Consider the following 18,985-nt stretch of genomic DNA (forward strand, 5'->3'; position numbering starts at 1 on the left):
CGCGCACGCAGAGAGGCTAGGTCATGAACTCATTATGAGGTCATGACCTACAGGTCCTCTTTCTGGCAATTGTGCGGCATGAGCCGGGAAAAGGCCGAAACGCGGCGCCTTAGCCCGGGAACGGCACCACCGTCTGGCGCTGAGTGCCGAGCCCGGCAATCGTGAGCTCCATCACGTCGCCGGCTTTGAGGTACTGCGGCGGCTTCATCACCGAGCCGACGCCCGGCGGCGTCCCCGTCGTCACCACGTCGCCCGGCTCGAGCACGCAGAACTGCGTGATGTAGGCGACGAGGTAGGGGATCGAGAAGATCATGGTCGCCGTCGATCCCTTCTGCTTGGTCTCGCCGTTGACCGTGAGCGACATCGCGAGATTCGAGGGATCGGGGATCTCGTCGGTGGTCACGAGCCAGGGGCCGAGCGGCCCGAACGTCTCCGCCGCCTTGCCCTTGAACCACTGGCCGTTGCGCTTCATCTGGAAGCGCCGCTCCGAGACGTCGTTGCAGATCGCGTAGCCCGCCACATAGTCCATGGCGTCCTTCTCCTCGACATAGCGCGCGCGCTTGCCGATCACGAAAGCGAGCTCGATCTCCCAGTCCATGCGGTCGGAGTTCTTGGGATAGATCACGTCGTCGAACGGCCCCGAGACGGTGTTGCCGAGCTTGTTGAAGATGACGGGCTCCGACGGCACCTCGAGCCCTGCTTCCTTCGCGTGGTCGGCATAGTTGAGGCCGATGGCGATGAAGCTCCACGGCCGCGCGACGGGCTGGCCGAGCCGCACCCCTTCGGGCGCCAGCGGCAGCGACGCCGGATCGATGGCGCCCAGCCTCCGAAGGCTCTCGGGCGCGAGCGTCTCGCCGGAGATATCGGCAACGTGCCCGGAAAGATCGCGGATCTTGCCGTCCTGATCCACGAGGCCGGGCTTCTCCGAGCCCTTGGGTCCAAAGCGCACGAGCTTCATGAAAACTTTCCCCGGTCTGATGCTTCGCCTATGGTCGGGCGGAGGGCCCGCCGGATGTTCGAAGGCTTTACATCACACACCGTTGCGGTCGGCAACGACATAGAGATCGCAGCCGTGGTGGGCGGCGACGGACCGCCCCTGCTCCTGCTGCACGGCTACCCGCAGACCCACGCCTGCTGGTGCAAGATCGCGCCCGCCCTGGCGAAACGCTTCACGGTCGTCGCCGCCGACCTGCGCGGCTACGGCGCCTCGAGCAAGCCCCCCGGCGGCGGCGATCACGCCATGTACTCGAAGCGCGCGATGGCCGCCGATCAGGTCGCCCTCATGCGCGCCTTCGGCTTCGGCCGCTTCCGCCTCGTGGGGCACGACCGCGGCGCGCGTGTGGCTCACCGCCTGGCGCTTGATCACCCGGAGGTGGTGAAGCGCCTCGCCGTGCTCGACATCTGCCCCACTGCAACCATGTATGCCGCGACCGACAAGGACTTCGCCACCGCTTACTATCACTGGTTCTTCCTGATCCAGCCGGCGGATTTTCCCGAGCGCATGATCGCCAACAACACGCATGATTACATCCGCCGGACCATCGCCTCCTGGTGCAGGACGGACGGCGCCTTCGACGAGGCGGCCATGCGCCACTACGTCGAGGCGTACTTCGATCCCGCCGCCATCCACGCCGCCTGCGAGGACTACCGGGCCGCCGCCACCATCGACCTCGCCCACGACGCGGAGAGCGACGCCGCGGGCATTCAACTGACGGCGCCGTTGCTGGCGCTATGGGGAAGCCGCGGCACGATCGGCCGGATGTTCGACGTGCTCGGGAGCTGGCGCGCGAAATCCGAGGGATCGGTCGAAGGTCGCGCCATCGACTGCGGTCATTTCCTGCCCGAGGAGGCTCCCGAGGCTACCTTGCAGGCCCTGCTCGACTTCTTCTAGGGCTCGTTCCGACTGAGATTCGAGCACGACAAAGCCCAATTTTGACGTGTCTGGACTCCGGCCTTCGCCGGAGTGACGGATCGTTCGTGGCAATCGGATAGCCCCAATCTCAAACGTCATGCCGGCGGAGGCCGGCATCCAGACACGTCACCGGCTGTCACCGCCTGGCTCCTACATAAGGACTATAGAGCCGCAGTGCTCCACAGACATGCGGTGCGATCATCTTCTCGCCACACCCCGACTCGGCCCAAACTCGATTCGAGAAAAATCGCCCGCCAGGGGAAGACTGCATGTCGCTGCTGTTCCGGATCGTCTATGCGGCCCACGCGACCGGCACGCACCATAAACTCGCGCTCGACGCGCTGCGCCATCTCGCCTGCCCCGAGTACGAGTACTGGCAGCGCCTCTTCCTAAAGCATGCCGAGCGCTACATGGAGGGCGCGAAGGCCCCGGACAACACGTTCAAGGACTTCAAGAATCACGTTCTTCACGTGCGCGATGGATATTGGGGCGGCGCGCTCGGCAAGGCCGAGCAATGGTACGGCATGCTGTGCGCGGCCATCGTCCGAGGGGACTGGCCGGAGGCCGTCTGGAGCGCGGGCGTGCTCTCGCACTATGTCACCGATCCCATCCAGCCCTTCCACACCGGCCAGTCGGACGCCGAGAACAGCATCCATCGGGCGGCCGAATGGTCGATCTCGCGATCCTACGATTCGCTCCGGGCGGAAGGTCTCGCCGCGCACGGTCACGTCACCCTGACGACAGGTGAAGGAGACGCATGGCTGCGCGAGCTGATCATCAGCGGCGCCGAGAAAGCCAATGCCCACTACGAGACGTTGATCGCCCACTACGACCTCACCAAGGGCGTGAGCGATCCGCCGGCCGGCCTCGATCTCGTGAGCCGCAAGATTCTCGGCGAGCTCCTGGTCCATGCCGCCGCGTCCTTCGCCGCCGTGCTCGACCGCGCATTCGAGGAGGCGGGCATCGCGCCGCCCGAGGTCGATCTCGCGCTCGACACCGTCATGGCCGCCGTGCGGATCCCGGCCAAGACCCTCGCCAAGCGCCTCGCCGACGCGGAGGATCGCCGCATCGTCGCCGCCATGTACGACGAGCTTGTCACCACCGGCCGCGTGGAAACGACCCTGCCCGAGGACGACCGCACCGTCCGCGATCTCTACGAGCAGGAGATCGAGGCCCCGCGCCGGGACGCCCAAGCCGCCGCGCGGGCCGCGGCCGTATCGGGACACGCGGCAGCCGCGCCCGTCGCCGCGCGCGCGGCACCCGAGCCGGCGCCAGTTGCGGCCTTGAAGCCCGCCGTCGAGCGCCCGAGGCCCTATCTCGCGCTCGCCGACGACATCGAGCGCGCTCCCTCGATCGGCCCCCGCACGGCCAAGCGCCTCGCCCCCCTCGGCATCAGGACGGTGGCCGACTTTCTCGCCGCCTCCGCCTATCTCACGGCCGACACCCTGCGCCTGCGCTCGGTGAAGGCCGATACGATCCTCTTGTGGCAGGATCAGTGCCGCCTGATGCTGGAGGTGCCGGGCCTGCGCGGCGGGCACGCGGAGCTGCTTGCCGGCGCCGGCTACCGGTCTGCCGACAGCCTCGCCGCCGCCGAGGAGGCCAAGCTCTGCGCCGATGTGCTCGCCTTTGCCGCATCGTCGGCCGGACAGCGCATCCTGCGCCAGGGCGCGCCACCCGATATCGAGAAAATCAAGGGCTGGCTCGCGGCCGCCCGGACCCAGGAGGCCGCCTGACGCCGGTTTCGGGCCGGTCCACCGGGCCACGCACCCCGCGCGCTCCCTTTCCCGATTGACACGCCCTGCGGGCGCACTATCCGTAAGGCAGGATACGGCCGCGCGTCGCGCGCCGACGCAACGACAAGGGGATCGACCATGACCACGGGCACAGCAGCGACGGGCGCCGCCTCCGAGACCTCCGGCACCAACCTCTGGATCGCGCTCATCGCCGGTCTGACCGTTGTCGGCAGCTACGGCCTGGCCTGCGTGGCCCCGCTGGCGGCCGTGGCCGCGCTGGCCGCTCTGACGCTGCGCCGGACGGAGGGACTGCTGCTCGTCCTCATCGCCTGGATCGTCAACCAGGCCGTCGGCTTTGTGCTCCTGAGCTATCCTCATACGGCGGACACCTACGCCTGGGGCGCTGCCATCGGCGTCGCTGCCGTGCTCGGCTATGGCGCCGCCGTTGCCGTGACCCCCGTCGTCACGTCGCGGCTTGCCGCCGTGCTCGTCGCCTTTGCTGCTGCCTTTGCCGTCTACCAGCTCGCGCTCTACGCCTTCGGCGTCGCCACCGGCTATGCGGGCGACTCGTTCTCGCTCTCCGTCGTCGGCGAAGTTCTGGGCATCAACGCGGTGGCTTATGCCGGCTTCCTCCTCATCCACCGCGTCGCCGTCGCTCTCGCGCTGGTGAAGCCGGCCCAGCCGGCCGCCACGACCGCCTCGGCCTGATCAGGGGCTTGCGGCGCTACCCGGCCGAACGCATCGTCTGCCTGACCGAGGAGACCGTAGAAACCCTCTACCTCCTCGGCGAGCAGGACCGCATCGTCGGCGTCTCGGGCTATGCCGTCCGCCCGCCCGAGGTGCGTCGCGAAAAACCGCGCATCTCGTCCTTCACATCGGCGGACGTCGGGAAGATCGCCGCGCTGAAACCGGATCTGGTGCTCGCGTTCTCCGACATCCAGGGCCCGATCATCCCCGATCTCGCCCGCGCCGGCTTCTCCGTCCACCTGTTCAACCAGCGTGACCTCGCCGGCATCTTCGCCATGATCCGCACCTTGGGCGCCCTCATCGGCGAGCCCGCGAAGGCGGACGCGCTGGCCCGCAAGCTCGAAACCCGCATCACGGACATCGCCGCCGAAACGCGGGGCCACGTGAACCGCCCGCGCATCTACTTCGAGGAATGGAACGACCCGATGATCTCGGGCATCGGCTGGGTTTCGGAATTGATCGCCATTGCGGGCGGCACCGACATCTTTGCCGACCGTGCCATGAAGCCCACGGCGAGCGAGCGCATCGTGACGTCGGAGGAGGTCATCGCCCACCGCCCAGATCTCGTGCTCGCCTCCTGGTGCGGAAAGAAGGTCAGGATCGAGAGCATCCGGGCGCGCGAAGGATGGAGCGCCATCCCCGCCGTCGCGTCGGGCCGCATCGTCGAGATCAAATCCCCGCTCATCCTCCAGCCCGGCCCCGCGGCCCTGACCGACGGCCTCGACGCCATCCGCGCCGCGCTGCACCGAACCCCATGACCTCACGGCCAGAACGCCTTCACGCGACGTAGAGTCCACTTCGCATGAATGGCGGCCTTGCTTCCGATACTATCAAAGGTGGGAAAGCGTTTGCCTAAGGCGCGACCGAGAGCGTCATCGGGCGCGCGGCCACGTCCTCGCCGCCGTCAAACGCTTGCGTATCGCGGTTGTAGAGATCGTTGCGGAACTGCACGCCGCCGTTCTCCGTCCACGCCGTAAGGTAGATGAAGTGCACCGGCACCGGCTGGGCGAGCTTGATCGTCGTGCGCTGCCCGGCGGCGATCGCCGAGGCAAGCTGATCCCGCGTCCATCCGCCCTGGCCGGCCAGCACCCACTCCGCCACCTCGAGGTAGTTCTCAGCCCTCACGCACCCGGCGCTGTAGGCCCGCTCGAAATAGCCGAACAGGTTCTTCATCGGCGTGTCGTGCAGGTAAACGATATTCTTGTTCGGCATGTCGAAGCGGAGCACGCCGAGCGCATTCTGCGGCCCCGGGTCCTGCCGGAAGACGTAACGCTCGGCTTCCGGACCCCACCAGTTGACGAGCGCCGGATCGATTTCCTCGCCGCCGAATGAGGAGAAAACCCGGATGCGCTCCTTGTAGAGATACGACGGATCCTTCCGCACCGCCGGAATCAGCGCGGCCTTGGCGATGGTGCCCGGCACGTGCCAGTAGGGCAGCAGGTTGATCGCCTGCACGGACGCACTGACGACCGGCGTCGGCGTCGCGCGCTTGCCCGCGATGGTGCGGCTCGTCACCTGGACGCGCCCGCCCGCGATCCCCTGAAGCTCGAAGCTCGCCGCGTTCATGAGGATGTAGCGCGGTGCAGCGAGCTTCGGCAGCAGCTCCTGCATGCGTGCGAGATTCAGTTGCAGTTGCCTCAGCCGCACGTCGGCCGGAACGTTGAGCGATCGCTGCGTAATGCCGTAGACGATGCCGGTCGGCTCGAGCCCGTTGCGAAGCTGATAGCCCTTGACGGCCGCTTCGAGCGCGGTGTCGAACGTATAGGGGTCGCCGCCGGGACGCACGTCGCCGCTCATCTCGAGCCGCTTGCGCAGGATGGCGACGTTGGCGTCGCTGTCGCCCGGCCTCAGCGTGATGCGATCCGGCAGCTTCGGCCAGCCGCCCGCCGCAACGATGCGTTGATAGAGGGCGATCGCCTGCTGCAGGTTGCCGATCTGAGACGGGCTGACCCAGGGCTCGACGCTAGGCGCCGGCGGCGGGATGCGCTGTCTCTGCGCGCCCGCCGGCGTCACGGAGAGAACAGCGAGGGCGATCGCCGCGACGGCGAGCCGGAACGCTTTCGAGACGCGATCTGCCATCGGGCCCGACACGGATTTCAGGATCATCATCGGCCTCGGCCTCACCACATCGGCGGCGCTGTCAGAATGCCGCCGCGCTTCCAGAGCGCATTGAGGCCCCGCTCCATGCCGAGCGGGCTCCCCTTGCCGACATTCGCCTCGAACATCTCGCCGTAGTTGCCGACCGCCGCGACCACCGTACGCACCCACGCCTTGTCGAGGTGCAGTTTCTCGCCGCTTTCACCCGCCCCGTCGATGAGCCGCTGCTGCTCGTCGCTCAGCGGATCCGCCGACCCCGCGAGGCGCTTGTCGAGCCCGACCTCCTCCGCGTTGATCAGCGCGGCGAGCGTCCAGGTCACGATCTCCGTCCATTCGCCGTCGTCCTTGAGCACGGCGGGTCCCAGCGGCTCCTTGGAGATCACCTCCGGAAGAATCGCGTGCCTGGCGGGCTCGGGGAACGACGCGCGGCTCGAGAAGAGCGCCGAACGGTCTCCCGTGTAGGTATCGCAATTCCCGTTCGTGTAGGCTTTGAGCATCTCCTCACGGGTCGGAAACACCATCGCCTGCGCCTCGATGCCGACCGACTTGAAGAAGAAGTCCATGTTCTTCTCGCTCGTCGTTCCGGCCTCCACGCAGACCTTGGATCCCGAAAGCTGCTGGGCGGAGACGAAGCCGCGATCGTCGCTGGTCATGAACCCCTGGCCGTCGAAGTAGAGGACGCCGGCGAACCGCAGGCCGAGATCGACCTCCCGGTTCATGGTCCAGGTGGCGTTGCGCGCGAGCACGTCGATGCGGCCGTCCTTGAGCGCATCGAACCGCTCACTCGTCTCAAGCGGCACGAACTCGACTTTCTCGCCGTCTCCCAGCGCCGCAGCCGCGAGCGCGCGGCAGAAATCGACATCGAGCCCGGCCCAGACACCGGACTCGGTCTGTGCGGAGAAGCCGAGCAGGCCCGTATTGACGCCGCACCGCAGCTTGCCGCGCTGACGCACCTGATCGAGCCGCGTGCCCGTCGTCGAGGGGAGCGCGCCTGTTGTGATCGGACCACTCCCGTCCCGAGGCGCTGCCGCCGCTTGCGGAGACGCGGACGGCGCCTCGGTGCCGGCTGTCGCGTTCGGTTGAGCGGCCGTCGCCTCCGGTGTGGAGGCCGCTTCCGTGCCTTTTTCCGCTTTGGCGGGGGCCGCAGCAGCAATCCGGCAGCGGCTCTTGGAGACCACGGTGAACTGTCCCGCGCTGTCGCCATCGCTCTTGCACGTGCACGGACCGCTTGGCCCGTCCCGAAGCGCGCACAGGCGATAGGCAGCCTCCGAGGGGCCCGACGCCACGCTCATCGCTGAAAGGATCACCGCCGCGCCGACGCCCAAGGCCGTTCCGCTTCTGATCATTCCTGGATTCCCCCGTCAGACGACAAAAACCCCCACCCGGCGTCGGCGGGCCGCGCCAGCCTACCGCTTTGCTCCGGGCCGTGCGACCGTACCACGCGGGCGGCACAGGGGGGAAATAAAGCCGATGAGAGAGCGAACGGAAGCGAACGGAGCCTCTTCCTCCACAGGTATTCTGCATCGGGCCGTCGATATCGAACCCGCCGAGACGGCCGCCGCGGTGGGCTCGTTCGCAACGTTCGCGCTCGTGCTCGGCGGCTACTACCTGATCCGCCCCGTGCGCGAGAATATCAGCGCCGAAGCGACCGCCGATCAACGTCAGCTCTGGTTCCTGCTCGTCTTCGTCGTCATGCTGGCGGCCGTTCCGCTGTTCGGCTGGATCGTGGCGCACGTCTCCCGTCGCGCCGTGCTCCCCGCCATCTACGGCCTGTTCGTCGCCGTGATGATCGGCTTCTGGCTCGCGCTCGGAGGCGAGCGCGCCGGCACTGGCGCGCTCGGCGGCGCCTTCTTTGTATTCGCGAGCGTCTTCAATCTGTTCGTCGTCTCGTTGTTCTGGATCTTGATGTCGGACATCTACGACAGCGGACAGGCGAAGCGCCTCTATGGTTTCATCGCCGCCGGCGGCACGATGGGCGCCGTGCTGGGGCCTCTTGCCGCCAACGCGCTGGTGCCGGTCGTCGGCGGCCGCAACCTGCTGCTGATTGCCGCCACGGTGTTCGTGATCGCGGCGGCGCTGTCGGTCTGGCTCAGGACGGCGGCACCGGCCGCGGCACACAACGACACCGTCATCGACGCGCCGCCGACGCTGCGGACGCTCCTCTCCGGTGCCGAGCGCGTGTGGCGCGACAGCTATCTCTTGCGCATCGCCGCCTATATCCTGATCGCCAACCTCATCTCGACATTCTTCTATCTCGAGCAGGCACGGCTCGCGGGCGAAACCATCAAGGACGCAACCGAGCGCGTCCAGTTCTTCGCCGCACGCGATCTGATCACGAGCGTTGGGACGGTGCTGGTGCAGATCGTCCTCGCCGGCCGCATCATGGCCAGGTTCGGGATCGGCGTCGCGGCCTCCGTGCTTCCTGCGGTCACCATCGCGGGCCTTGCTCTCTACGCCGCCATGCCCAGTCTGCACGTCGTCGCGGCCATCATGGTCGCCGAGCGGGTCGCAGCCTTCGCCCTGTCGAATCCATCCACCAAGGTGCTGTACACGGCCGTCGACCTCGACGAGCGCTACAAGGCGCAGACCTTCATCGACACGGTGGTCTATCGCGGCGGCGATGCGCTGTCGGGCGCCGTGTTCAACGGCCTGACAAAGGCCATGGGTTGGCCCCTCTCGGCCGTGGCCCTGCTCTCGATTCCGATCGCCGGCCTGTGGCTCGCCATGGCCTCCCGCTTCGACAAAGCGCTCGATCAGCGCCTTACGGAGCGTTGACGCGGCGACGAGCAGTTGTCCGAAATCAAGTCGACCTTGAGAGCAGGTTCAATACTATCCCGTGCTTCGAAGCTCCGGGCGCTCCCGGATTCAGAGCACCGTTGCGCGCATTGGGGTTTACATGAACAAGATCAGGATTGCGTTCGTTGGCTTCATCGCCATCCTCACCGTTCTGTGGCTTCTCGCCGATACGTTTTTCCCCGAGCCGCTCACGTATTTCTCCTTCCGCATCGTGCTGCTCCAGTACACGGGGCTCGTCGCCATCGGCGCCATGAGCCTCGCCACGCTGCTCGCGATCCGCCCGCGTCGGATCGAGCCCTATCTCGGCGGGCTCGACAAAATGTACCGGCTGCACAAGTGGCTCGGCATCACCGCGCTCGTCTTCGGTATCGTCCACTGGTGGTGGGCCAAGGGCACCGGATGGATGGTCGGATGGGGCTGGCTGACGCGGCCCGATCGTAGGCCCGGAGGCGGGCAGGCCCTCGGTCCGATCGAGGGCTGGCTGAGAAGCCAGCGCGGCTTGGCCGAGTTCGCCGGCGAATGGGCGTTCTACGCCGCCGTGGTGCTGATCGGTCTCGCGCTCTGGAAGCGGTTTCCCTACCATCTGTTTGCCAAGACGCACAGGTGGATCGCGGTCGCCTACCTGATGCTCGTCTATCACGCCGTGATCCTCATCAGGTTCAGATATTGGGCGCAGCCCATTGGCTGGGTCATCGGCGCGTTGCTGCTCGTCGGAACACTGGCCGCCCTGATCGCGCTCTCGCGCCGGATCGGCGCCGGCCGCACGGCCTCGGGCGTGATCGAGGGGACGTTTCATTATCCGGAGCTGCGCGTGCTCGAGACCACCATCCGGATCACGGACGATAAGTGGAAAGGCCATCACGCCGGTCAATTCGCCTTCGTGACCTCATGCCGGAAGGAGGGGGCGCACCCTTACACCATCGCATCCGCCTGGGATCCCGAGGAGCACCGCATTGTCTTTGTCACCAAGGAGCTCGGAGACCACACCGGCCGGCTTCCCGACACGTTGCGCGCCGGCATGCCGGTCACCCTCGAAGGACCTTACGGTTGCTTCGACTTCCGCGATGAGCGACCGCGCCAGATCTGGATCGGCGCCGGGATCGGCATCACCCCCTTCATCGCCCGCATGAAGCAACTGGCCCGCTCGCCGGCCGCGCAGGAGATCGTCCTCTTTCACCCGACCACCGATTTCGACCAGGCCGCGATCGACAAGCTCACGGCCAACGCCGAGGCCGCCAACGTGCGCCTCAATGTCCTCGTCGATGCGAAGGACGGATTGCTCAACGGGGATCGCATCCGGGCCGCCGTTCCGCATTGGAAAGAGGCGAGCATCTGGTTCTGCGGTCCGTCCCAGTTCGGACAGGCCCTGCGCAAGGACTTCGCCGCCCATGGCTTCGCCGCGGCCGATTTCCATCAGGAGCTGTTCGCGATGCGCTGAGGCAGCGCTCGCCAAGCGCCATCGCAGATCGTGTGCGTCGCGCGTCGTCGGCGTCCGGCGTGACTTTGGATGCCAGCGGTGCTATCCGATGCCGGCACGCGCAGCCTGCCACATCGGGCTGCCGGCGAGGATCAGCCATGAGCGACGACAGTCGACCTTTGAGCATGCGGGAACCGATCCGGGCCTAGGCTGAGACCCGGCCCGGCGCTTCCTGCCGCAACCAGGGAGTGACCGGACGTGATCCTGTATGTCATCGCTTCACCACGCGGCGCTCTGCAAGGCGTCTCTCAAATTATCCGATCGCTCTTGGCACCGCAGTCGGTGGAGCCCTGCGCATGAGGGCGTCGCTCCAGTCCGGCCGCATGGCCTCTCGTCTGGCGGCATTGACGCTTTGGGATCTGGTCGCCGTCCTTCTCAGTCTCGGCGCCCTCGTTCTGCTCGCAGAGGCGAGCCGCGCCGTCATGCAGCCCCTGCCCGAGCCCGGCATGGGCGCCATCCGCCTCGATCCGTCCGCCTTGCCGGAATACGCCATGCGCACGTCTCTGCGCATGCTGGCGGCGATGGTGCTGTCGCTCGTCTTCACCTTCACCTATGCGACCTGGGCCGCCAAAAGCCGGCGCGCGGAGCGGGTGCTGATCCCGCTGCTCGACATTCTCCAGTCGGTGCCGATCCTCGGCTTCATCTCGGTGACCGTGGTGTTTTTCATGTCCCTCGCGCCCGGAAAAGTGCTCGGCGCCGAGCTGGCCGCCGTCTTCGCCATCTTCACCAGCCAGGCCTGGAACATGACGTTCAGCTTCTATCAGTCGCTGCGGACGGTGCCGAAGGAACTCGCCGAGGCGTCGCGCTCGTTCCGGCTCAGTCCCTGGATGCGGTTCTGGAAGCTCGAGGCGCCGTTCGCCATGCCGGCGCTGGTCTGGAACATGATGATGTCGATGTCGGGCGGTTGGTTCTTCGTCGTCGCATCCGAGGCCATCAGCGTCGGCGACACGACTGTCGCGCTGCCGGGCATCGGCTCCTACATCGCGCTCGCCATCCAGCAACGAGACCTTGGAGCCATCGGCTGGGCCATCGCCGCCATGCTGGTCGTCATCCTCGTTTACGACCAACTCCTGTTCCGGCCGCTCGTCGCTTGGGCCGACCGCTTCCGCTTCGCGCAGGAGGCCGGTGCGGAGCCGCCGCCCCGCTCCTGGGTTCTGACCATGCTCCGCCGGTCGCGTCTCGTGTCGCGTGCGGTTCAGCCGGTCGCAACGGCATGGCGATGGACCTATCGCGTGCCGGCCCGGCCGGCCAAGGCATCGCCGGATCCGGACGCGGCGGGCGCGCGGCAGACGTGGCTCGATCACCTCTGGTGGGCCGCGATCGCGGCCGCCTGCCTCGGCGCGGGGTGGAAGATCGCGACCTTTGTGCTGGCCGGCGTCGCGCCGGGCGAAGTGGGCACCGCCGTGCTGCTCGGCTTCGCCACCATGGCACGCGTCTTCGTGCTGATCGCGCTTGCGAGCCTCATCTGGGTGCCGGCCGGGGTCTGGCTCGGGCTCCGCCCCGGGGCCGCCCGCTTCGCCCAGCCGATCGCCCAGTTCCTGGCCGCCTTCCCTGCGAACCTTCTGTTTCCGCTCGCCGTCTCGGCGATCGTGGCGCTGCGGCTCGATCCGGATATCTGGCTGAGCCCGCTCATGATCCTCGGCACCCAATGGTATATCCTGTTCAACGTCATCGCCGGGGCCTCGGCGATCCCGAGCGAGCTGCGCGACATCGGCAGCAATCTCCATGTCCGTGGCTGGCTGTGGTGGCGGCGGATCGCACTGCCGGCGGTGTTTCCTTTCTACATGACCGGCGCGATCACGGCCTCGGGCGGATCGTGGAACGCCAGCATCGTCGCCGAGATGGCGAGCTGGGGTGATACGACGCTCAAGGCCCATGGCCTCGGTGCGTACATCGCCGCGGCGACGGAAGCGGGCGACTTTCATCGCATCGTGCTCGGCATCGCCGTGATGAGTGCGTTCGTCGTGATCATCAACCGCACCTTCTGGCGACCGCTCTACGCGCTCGCCGAGCGCAAGTTCCGCCTCGATTGAAGGAAGAGCACCATGGACACCGCCTCGCTGTTGGACATTCATGGCATCCGCAAGTCGTTCCGCAAGCCGGACGGCGGCGAGCTGCTCGTGCTCGACGGCATAGACCTCGTACTGCGGGAAGGCGAGATCGTCGGCCTGCTCGGACGCTCGGGCTCCGGCAAATCGACACTGCTGAGACTCATCGCCGGCCTCTCCGCGCCGGCGGCGGGATCGATCAGCTACCTCGGTGAGGCCGTGACCGCGCCGCCGCCCGGCATCGCCATGGTGTTCCAGAGCTTCGCACTGTTTCCCTGGCTCACCGTGCTCGAGAACGTCGAGCTCGGCCTCGAGGCGCTCGGCCTCGAGCCCGGCGAGATCCGCCGCCGCGCGATCGAGGCCATCGACCTGATCGGGCTCGATGGCTTCGAGTCCGCCTATCCGCGCGAGCTATCGGGCGGCATGCGCCAGCGCGTGGGCTTTGCGCGCGCGCTCGTGGTCCACCCCAACATTCTTCTCATGGACGAGCCGTTCTCGGCGCTCGACGTACTGACGGCCGAGACGCTGCGCACCGACTTCCTCGACCTGTGGTCGGAGGGCCAGTTGCCGATCAAGGGCGTGATCCTGGTCACCCACAACATCGAGGAAGCGGTGCTCATGTGCGACCGTATCCTCGTCTTCGGCAGCAACCCGGGCCGGATCCTTAAGGAGATCACGGTCGAGCTGCCGCACCCGCGCGCCCGTCTCGATCCCGGCTTCCGCGACCTCGTCGAGCGCATCTACGTGGAGATGACGATCCGCTCTGCGGCCGAGCATGCCGGCAAGCGGGTCGAGCGGTTCCCCGGCGCGGGCATCGGCACGATCCTCCCCCCGGTCTCATCGAACCTTCTCGCGGGCCTCCTCGAAGCCGTTGCCGGGCCGCCCTATGACGGCGAGGCCGACCTGCCGGTCATCGCCGCATCCCTGCACATGGAGATCGACGACCTGTTTCCGGTGGCCGAAACGCTGCAGATGCTGCGGTTCGCCGAGGTGATGGGCGGCGACATCCGCCTGACGTCCGAGGGGCGCCAGTTCGCAGGCGTCGACACCGACCACCGCAAGCGCCTCTTTGCACAGCACCTCGTAACCTACGTTGCGCTCGCAGCCCACATCCGGCGCGTGCTCGACGAACGGCCGAGCCATCGCGCGCCCTGGAGCCGGTTTGCGGACGAGCTCGAGGACTACATGTCGCCGGACGCCGCGGAACAGACGTTGCGCGCCGTCATCGACCTCGGCCGCTACGCCGAAGTCTTTGCCTACGATGACCACACGCATGCGTTCAGCCTGGACAATCCTTGAGGAAAGAGGCCCGGTATGGAGACCGTGAAGACGATCGTAGCGGCTCTGGACCTCGAGGCCGGCAGCGACGCCGTGTTGGCGCGGGCCGTTCAGTTGGCGACGGAGCACGGTGCCCGGCTCGTCGTGGTTCACGTCGTCGAAGCGTCGTCGCTGGCGCTGGCGCCGTCCCCGCCGGAGCGGCACGAGACCGACCTCGAGGCGCGCCTCACCCATCAGGCCCAAGCGGCGATCTCGGCTCTGCTGGCCGAAGGCGGATCGGTGTCCGCCGATGTGGAGGTCGGCTTCGGCGCGCCGCATGCCGTCATCACGGACGTCGCCGGCACGCGGGGCGCGGATCTCGTCGTGATCGGGCCCGGCCAATACCATTCGCTCGGCGAGAAAGTCCTGGGCTCCACGGCCGACAGGGTGGTCAGAACGTCGCCCGTGCCGGTTCTCGTGGTGCGGGATCGCTCGGCCGCCCGTTATCGGCGGGTGGCAACCGCCGTCGATTTCTCACCGCAGTCCGCCGCGGCCGCCAAAAGCGCTCTGCTGCTCGTTCCCGCGGCGCGGTTTGAGCTCGTGCATGCCTTTTCCATTCCGCTCACCTTCGAGCAGGCCATGCTGCGCGCAGGCACCTCGGAGACCGACATGCAAGCCTATCGCTCGGCCAAGAGGGCGAGCGCCCACAAAAGACTTTCCCGGTTCGTGCGCGAGGTCTTCGGCACCGAGACGGTCGGCACGCATATTCTTGACGGCGAACCGGCTCCGTCCCTGCTCCGCCTCGCCAGGAGCGGCGACATCGATCTCCTGGCGTTAGGCCCGAACGGCCGCGGCGTCATTCTTCGGACGCTTCTCGGCAGTGTCACGCAGCGCGTGCTGAGGGAGGCGGCCTGTGACGTCCTCGTCGCATCTGTCCCGGACTGATCGTGGCAGCCGGCCGTTGCGCCGCAGCCACGATCGATCCTGCTCCCAGAACGCATCGGCTTACGCCGATCAACCGATCGTATAGCCGCCGTCCACCACGATCTCCTGGCCATAAATGTTCTTCGCGCCGGGAGACGCGAGGAACAGAGCGGTCTCGGCAATGTCGTTCGGCTCCCCGAAACCGCCCGTCATGAGACGTTTGTTCAACGTCTCCGCGACGCTCGCGAGCACGTCTTCGGGAAGCCCGGCTTTGCCCCAGAGCGGCGTGGCGATCGGGCCCGGCGCGAGAGAGTTGACGCGGATGCCGCGAGGGGCCAGCTCGGCCGCGAGCGTCTGCGCGAACGACTTCAATGCCGCCTTGCTCGAATTGTAGATGGCGAGCCCCGGAAAGCCGACGGTCGTCAGGAACGTGGTGATGAAGATCACACTGCCGCCGGACTTGATGTGGGGCAGGAGCTTGCGCACCGTCTCCGTCGCGGCGACGAAGTTGAGATTGAACTGCTCGGCGATGGCGGCGGGGTCGCTCTCCGCAAACGGCACGACCTTTGCGGCGCCGGCATTCGGAATGACGACGTCCACCGTCCCATAGGTGCTGACGGCATCGGCCACCAGGCGGTCGAGATCCGCTGCCTTCGTCACGTCCCCCGTGACGACCAGGACATCCTCCGGCGCGCGCTGCTTGATCTCCAGCAATTCCGGCTCCGAGCGGGCCATGACAACGAGCCGGTATCCGTCGGAAAGAAACTTGTCTGCAATCGCGCGGCCGATTCCGCTGCTGGCTCCCGTGACGACGGCAACCTTACGCTCTGTGGTCATGTCTGCTCCCATCGAGACCTGTCCCGGGTGCCTGACGCGCGGCACGAGCGTCCGGCGACAGGCGACGGATCCACCTTAGAGGGAGGCGCCGCCGGCGAGGCTTGACCGAAATCAAACACGTGCCTTGAACCGATCGTCCATCGCCTCTGTCGGCAGAACGACTGGGGCGTCATCGATATACGCGACGGCGATAGGGCATTCGTACGCGCGCTCGAGGATCGTGCTCGTCATGGTTTCGCGAGGCGTTCCGACGGCGACGACATGAGCGCGGCTCATGATGATGACGCGGTCGGCGAAAGCCGCCGCAAGGTTGAGGTCGTGCATGATGGCGAGCACGCCGACCCCCGTCTCGGCTTCCCGCCGGACGGCGTTGAGCACGAGCCGCTGGTGGCCGATGTCCAGGCTCGAGGTGGGCTCATCGAGCAGAAGCAGCCGTCCGCCCGCGCACGCCTCGCGCGCGACCGCCAGCTGACACAGCGCCCGCGCGATGTGCACGCGCTGGCGCTCGCCGCCCGAAAGCTCGGTAAAAAGCCGCCCGGAAAAAGCCGTCAACCCCACCCGGGCGATCACATCGGCCACGGTGGCCTCGATGCGAGGCGAGCCGCGGGTCAGCCCGGGCACGGACACCCCCAGCCGCACGACCTCTTGCACGGTGAACGGAAAGTTGAGGTTGCTCGCCTGGGCGACCACGGCACGCAGGCGTGCAAGATCAGGGGCCCTGAGCGTGCTCATGTCGCGGTCGGCCAGAACGATCCTGCCTGCCGCGGGCGTGAGCTCGCCTGCGAGCAGGCGAAGCAGCGTTGATTTTCCCGCGCCGTTGGGTCCCAGCACGGCGACGATCTCGCCGCTCGAGATGGTGAGGCTCGCGTTCGCAACGAGAGCCCGGCCGCGGATCTCGTAGCCGACGCCGTCGGCAATGAGGCAGCACGCGCGCTCAGACATAGGCCCCCCGCCGCAGTACGAGGTGGAGGAAGACCGGTGCGCCGATCAAGGCCACGATGATTCCGAGAGGCAGCTCGGCCGGGGCGATGATGATGCGCGCGATGACGTCTGCCGCGAGCACGAGACCGGCGCCGAGCATGGCGCTCGCCGGCAGCACGACGCCGTTGTCCGGCCCCGCGAGAAGGCGCACGATATGCGGGATGATGATGCCGACGAAACCGATGATGCCGGCGGCGGCAACGGCAGCGGCAACCGAGGCCGCGGTCGCCAGGATGATTCCGCGCTTGGCGCGCTCGACGTCGATGCCGAGATGGAACGCCTCGGCCTCGCCGAGAAGGAGGCCGTTCAGCGCGCGCACGAGACGCGGCAGCAACGCCATATTGATCAGCACGAATGGCGCGACGCCGATCACCTTGGTCCAGCTTGCGCCCGCGAGGCTTCCGAGCGTCCAGAGCGTGATATCGCGCAACTCCCGATCGTCGCTCACGTAGGCGATGAGGCCCATCAGCGCCTGGGCTAGCGCGCCGATCACGAGACCGGCAAGGAGGAGCGCGGCGATGGATACGGAGCGCCGGCCTCCGGCCAGCAGCACGAGCGCGCCGGTAATGGCGAGCCCGCCCGCGAAGGCCGCGACAGGAAGGGCGTGCGGCCCGAGCGGCCCCACGATGGGCGCCGCAATGCCGTGCCCGAGCACGATCACCGACACGGCGGCGAGAGCCGCTCCCGACGAAACGCCGACGAGGCCGGGATCGGCAAGCGGGTTGCGAAAGAGCCCTTGCATCATCGCTCCGGCGACCGCGAGCGAAGCGCCCACCATGGCGGCAAGCACCGTGCGCGGAAGACGGATCTCGACCAGGACCAGTGCCGCGCGCGTGCTCACGGCATCGGTGCTTCCGAAGAGCCCGGCGACGGCGTCCGGTACGGATTCGAGCGACAGGCCTGTCGCCCCGACGGAGAGCGACAGGACGGCGGCAAGGACCAGCATCGCGCCCGCCAGCATCAGCACGAAAAGGCGCTGGCGCAAGCGGTCCGGTCCTTGGAATATCCTCTCGGACGGATCGGCGATTGAAGCCGACGAGCTGGACATCATTTTCCTGCCGTCTCTCGGGACGCGGGGCCGAGCTCGGGATAGAACCGGTGCATGAGGTCGAGCGCCGCCGAGGCCGCCCGCGGGCCGAACTGCAGCATGTAGCTGCCATCGACCTCGATGATGCGGCCGGACTTGGCGGCGGGCGTGCTGGCAAGGCCCCGCATGGAGCCGATGGCCTGCGCGAAGTTGTCGGCACCGACACCGCCGTTGCGCGTCATGACGACGATGACGTCCGGCGCGGCCGTGATCGCGGCTTCGTCGCTCAAGGGCTTGTATCCGTCGAAGCCCGTCACGGCGTTGACGGCGCCAGCCAGCGAGAACATGTCCCCGGCCGCCGTATGCGCCCCGCCGACGACGGTCCGCCCTTCCTGTTGCGCAAGAACGAAAAGGGCGCGCACGGGTTTCGTGACCTTGGCCTTCTGCGCGGCCGCTTCTGCAAACTCCGCTTCGATGCGGCTCGCGAGCTTTTCCCCCTCGCCGGCGACGCCGAGCGCCGTGGCGATGGCCTTGATCTTGTGCACGACGCCCTCCGGAGTGCCTTCGCCTTTGACCGCGACGAAGGGAACAGTGGAGCCTTTGAGCGCCGCCACGACCTCCGGCGGCCCGGCTTCGGCCGACGCAACGATGAGCGTCGGAGCCACCGAAAGCACGCCCTCGGTCGACAGAGCGCGCATATAGCCGACGCTCTTCTTCTCCTTGACCGCATCGGGCGGATATTGGCTCGTCGTGTCGACGGCGACGACGCGATCACCGAGACCGAGCGCAAAAATGATCTCGGTGACATCGCCTCCGACCGACACGATGCGTTGCAGCTGATCTTCAGAAAATGCGTCGGCCATCGCAGATTGCCGGCCCGCGGGAATGATCGCCGCGGCAAGTCCCGCCACCCAGAGAAGGCGGCTAATACACTTCAGCAGAGAAAGCATGGAGCACCCGCTTGATGAGATTGAACCCGCCCGCGACACGATCAGGTGACGCGAGCTCGGGTCCGTCTCGATTGTGTCGATTATTTGTTGACGCGTAAAGTATTGAATAATACGGTCTCGCGTAAAGTGCGTCTCGCGGAACACACGCGGTCCCGAGGTCCTGCTCTCTGCAGAGCATCGCACCGACGCCGGGGGGCCG

The 18,985-nt window shown here is 67.2% G+C and carries 16 protein-coding genes; 9 read left to right on the forward strand and 7 right to left on the reverse strand.

The genetic code is table 11. The features are described 5' to 3' along the window. Positions 1-109 precede the first annotated feature (109 nt). Entirely contained in the window at positions 110-958 is an 849-nt protein-coding gene (locus V7082_RS06025; RefSeq protein WP_334146765.1) for a fumarylacetoacetate hydrolase family protein, read from the reverse strand. A 54-nt stretch (positions 959-1,012) separates the two neighbouring features. Here V7082_RS06025 and V7082_RS06030 point away from each other — a divergent pair, with 54 nt between their 5' ends. From V7082_RS06030 to V7082_RS06045, 4 genes are all read left to right on the forward strand, one after another. Further along, positions 1,013-1,891 (forward strand): alpha/beta fold hydrolase, encoded by an 879-nt coding sequence (locus V7082_RS06030; protein ID WP_334146767.1) that lies wholly within the window; start codon positions 1,013-1,015, stop codon positions 1,889-1,891. Between the two features lie 290 nt (positions 1,892-2,181). Then, the gene (locus tag V7082_RS06035; protein ID WP_334146769.1) at positions 2,182-3,645 is read left to right on the forward strand and encodes a DUF4332 domain-containing protein; all 1,464 of its coding nucleotides are present in this window, start codon (positions 2,182-2,184) and stop codon (positions 3,643-3,645) included. 138 nt (positions 3,646-3,783) lie between these two features. Beyond that, complete coding sequence (locus tag V7082_RS06040; protein ID WP_334146771.1) at positions 3,784-4,353, forward strand: hypothetical protein; 570 nt, start codon at positions 3,784-3,786, stop codon at positions 4,351-4,353. Between the two features lie 8 nt (positions 4,354-4,361). Next, positions 4,362-5,150 (forward strand): cobalamin-binding protein, encoded by a 789-nt coding sequence (locus V7082_RS06045; protein WP_334146773.1) that lies wholly within the window; start codon positions 4,362-4,364, stop codon positions 5,148-5,150. Between the two features lie 94 nt (positions 5,151-5,244). On the opposite strand, the gene V7082_RS06050 is transcribed toward V7082_RS06045, so the two are convergent. Together V7082_RS06050 and V7082_RS06055 are read right to left on the reverse strand one after the other, a co-directional pair. Beyond that, complete coding sequence (locus V7082_RS06050; RefSeq protein ID WP_334146775.1) at positions 5,245-6,498, reverse strand: L,D-transpeptidase family protein; 1,254 nt, start codon at positions 6,496-6,498, stop codon at positions 5,245-5,247. Positions 6,499-6,512: 14 nt separating this feature from the next. Then, positions 6,513-7,835, reverse strand: a complete 1,323-nt coding sequence (locus tag V7082_RS06055; protein ID WP_334146776.1) for an amino acid ABC transporter substrate-binding protein — start codon at positions 7,833-7,835, stop codon at positions 6,513-6,515. Positions 7,836-7,959: 124 nt separating this feature from the next. Between V7082_RS06055 and V7082_RS06060 the strand changes: the two genes are divergently transcribed. The 5 genes from V7082_RS06060 to V7082_RS06080 all read left to right on the forward strand — a co-directional run bounded on the left by V7082_RS06060 (position 7,960) and on the right by V7082_RS06080 (position 15,012). Then, the gene (locus V7082_RS06060) at positions 7,960-9,264 is read left to right on the forward strand and encodes an NTP/NDP exchange transporter (RefSeq protein ID WP_334146777.1); all 1,305 of its coding nucleotides are present in this window, start codon (positions 7,960-7,962) and stop codon (positions 9,262-9,264) included. A gap of 121 nt (positions 9,265-9,385) precedes the next feature. After that, positions 9,386-10,723: a ferredoxin reductase family protein gene (locus V7082_RS06065; RefSeq protein WP_334146779.1), complete on the forward strand. Its 1,338-nt coding sequence runs from the start codon at positions 9,386-9,388 to the stop codon at positions 10,721-10,723. 335 nt (positions 10,724-11,058) lie between these two features. After that, complete coding sequence (locus V7082_RS06070) at positions 11,059-12,795, forward strand: ABC transporter permease (protein ID WP_334146781.1); 1,737 nt, start codon at positions 11,059-11,061, stop codon at positions 12,793-12,795. Between the two features lie 12 nt (positions 12,796-12,807). Then, positions 12,808-14,109 (forward strand): ABC transporter ATP-binding protein, encoded by a 1,302-nt coding sequence (locus V7082_RS06075; RefSeq protein ID WP_334146783.1) that lies wholly within the window; start codon positions 12,808-12,810, stop codon positions 14,107-14,109. 15 nt (positions 14,110-14,124) lie between these two features. Then, positions 14,125-15,012 carry a universal stress protein gene (locus V7082_RS06080; RefSeq protein ID WP_334146784.1) on the forward strand — a complete coding sequence of 296 codons (888 nt, stop codon included), beginning with the start codon at positions 14,125-14,127 and terminating at the stop codon, positions 15,010-15,012. A 69-nt stretch (positions 15,013-15,081) separates the two neighbouring features. On the opposite strand, the gene V7082_RS06085 is transcribed toward V7082_RS06080, so the two are convergent. The 4 genes from V7082_RS06085 to V7082_RS06100 form a co-directional block, all read right to left on the reverse strand. Further along, entirely contained in the window at positions 15,082-15,828 is a 747-nt protein-coding gene (locus tag V7082_RS06085) for an SDR family NAD(P)-dependent oxidoreductase (protein WP_334146786.1), read from the reverse strand. A 111-nt stretch (positions 15,829-15,939) separates the two neighbouring features. Further along, entirely contained in the window at positions 15,940-16,770 is an 831-nt protein-coding gene (locus V7082_RS06090; RefSeq protein WP_334146787.1) for a heme ABC transporter ATP-binding protein, read from the reverse strand. Continuing rightward, positions 16,763-17,860 (reverse strand): FecCD family ABC transporter permease, encoded by a 1,098-nt coding sequence (locus tag V7082_RS06095; protein WP_442909761.1) that lies wholly within the window; start codon positions 17,858-17,860, stop codon positions 16,763-16,765. Before V7082_RS06095 ends, V7082_RS06090 begins: the two co-directional genes overlap by 8 nt. Beyond that, positions 17,857-18,786 carry a heme/hemin ABC transporter substrate-binding protein gene (locus tag V7082_RS06100; protein WP_334146791.1) on the reverse strand — a complete coding sequence of 310 codons (930 nt, stop codon included), beginning with the start codon at positions 18,784-18,786 and terminating at the stop codon, positions 17,857-17,859. The genes V7082_RS06095 and V7082_RS06100 overlap by 4 nt, the downstream gene beginning before the upstream one ends. Positions 18,787-18,985: the final 199 nt, after the last annotated feature.

The sequence above is a fragment of the Hyphomicrobium sp. genome, from assembly GCF_036833075.1.
Taxonomy (GTDB): Bacteria; Pseudomonadota; Alphaproteobacteria; order Rhizobiales; family Hyphomicrobiaceae; genus Hyphomicrobium_C.

Excerpts from the sequence above, each read along its gene's own strand:
- V7082_RS06080 (WP_334146784.1), top strand. The coding sequence starts at position 14,125 with ATGGAGACCGTGAAGACGATCGTAGCGGCTCTGGACCTCGAGGCCGGC.
- V7082_RS06055 (WP_334146776.1), bottom strand. The coding sequence starts at position 7,835 with ATGATCAGAAGCGGAACGGCCTTGGGCGTCGGCGCGGCGGTGATCCTT.
- V7082_RS06090 (WP_334146787.1), bottom strand. The coding sequence starts at position 16,770 with ATGTCTGAGCGCGCGTGCTGCCTCATTGCCGACGGCGTCGGCTACGAG.
- V7082_RS06075 (WP_334146783.1), top strand. The coding sequence starts at position 12,808 with ATGGACACCGCCTCGCTGTTGGACATTCATGGCATCCGCAAGTCGTTC.
- V7082_RS06040 (WP_334146771.1), top strand. The coding sequence starts at position 3,784 with ATGACCACGGGCACAGCAGCGACGGGCGCCGCCTCCGAGACCTCCGGC.
- V7082_RS06025 (WP_334146765.1), bottom strand. The coding sequence starts at position 958 with ATGAAGCTCGTGCGCTTTGGACCCAAGGGCTCGGAGAAGCCCGGCCTC.
- V7082_RS06095 (WP_442909761.1), bottom strand. The coding sequence starts at position 17,860 with ATGATGTCCAGCTCGTCGGCTTCAATCGCCGATCCGTCCGAGAGGATA.
- V7082_RS06100 (WP_334146791.1), bottom strand. The coding sequence starts at position 18,786 with ATGCTTTCTCTGCTGAAGTGTATTAGCCGCCTTCTCTGGGTGGCGGGA.
- V7082_RS06065 (WP_334146779.1), top strand. The coding sequence starts at position 9,386 with ATGAACAAGATCAGGATTGCGTTCGTTGGCTTCATCGCCATCCTCACC.
- V7082_RS06085 (WP_334146786.1), bottom strand. The coding sequence starts at position 15,828 with ATGACCACAGAGCGTAAGGTTGCCGTCGTCACGGGAGCCAGCAGCGGA.
- V7082_RS06050 (WP_334146775.1), bottom strand. The coding sequence starts at position 6,498 with ATGATCCTGAAATCCGTGTCGGGCCCGATGGCAGATCGCGTCTCGAAA.
- V7082_RS06060 (WP_334146777.1), top strand. The coding sequence starts at position 7,960 with ATGAGAGAGCGAACGGAAGCGAACGGAGCCTCTTCCTCCACAGGTATT.
- V7082_RS06030 (WP_334146767.1), top strand. The coding sequence starts at position 1,013 with ATGTTCGAAGGCTTTACATCACACACCGTTGCGGTCGGCAACGACATA.
- V7082_RS06035 (WP_334146769.1), top strand. The coding sequence starts at position 2,182 with ATGTCGCTGCTGTTCCGGATCGTCTATGCGGCCCACGCGACCGGCACG.
- V7082_RS06070 (WP_334146781.1), top strand. The coding sequence starts at position 11,059 with ATGAGGGCGTCGCTCCAGTCCGGCCGCATGGCCTCTCGTCTGGCGGCA.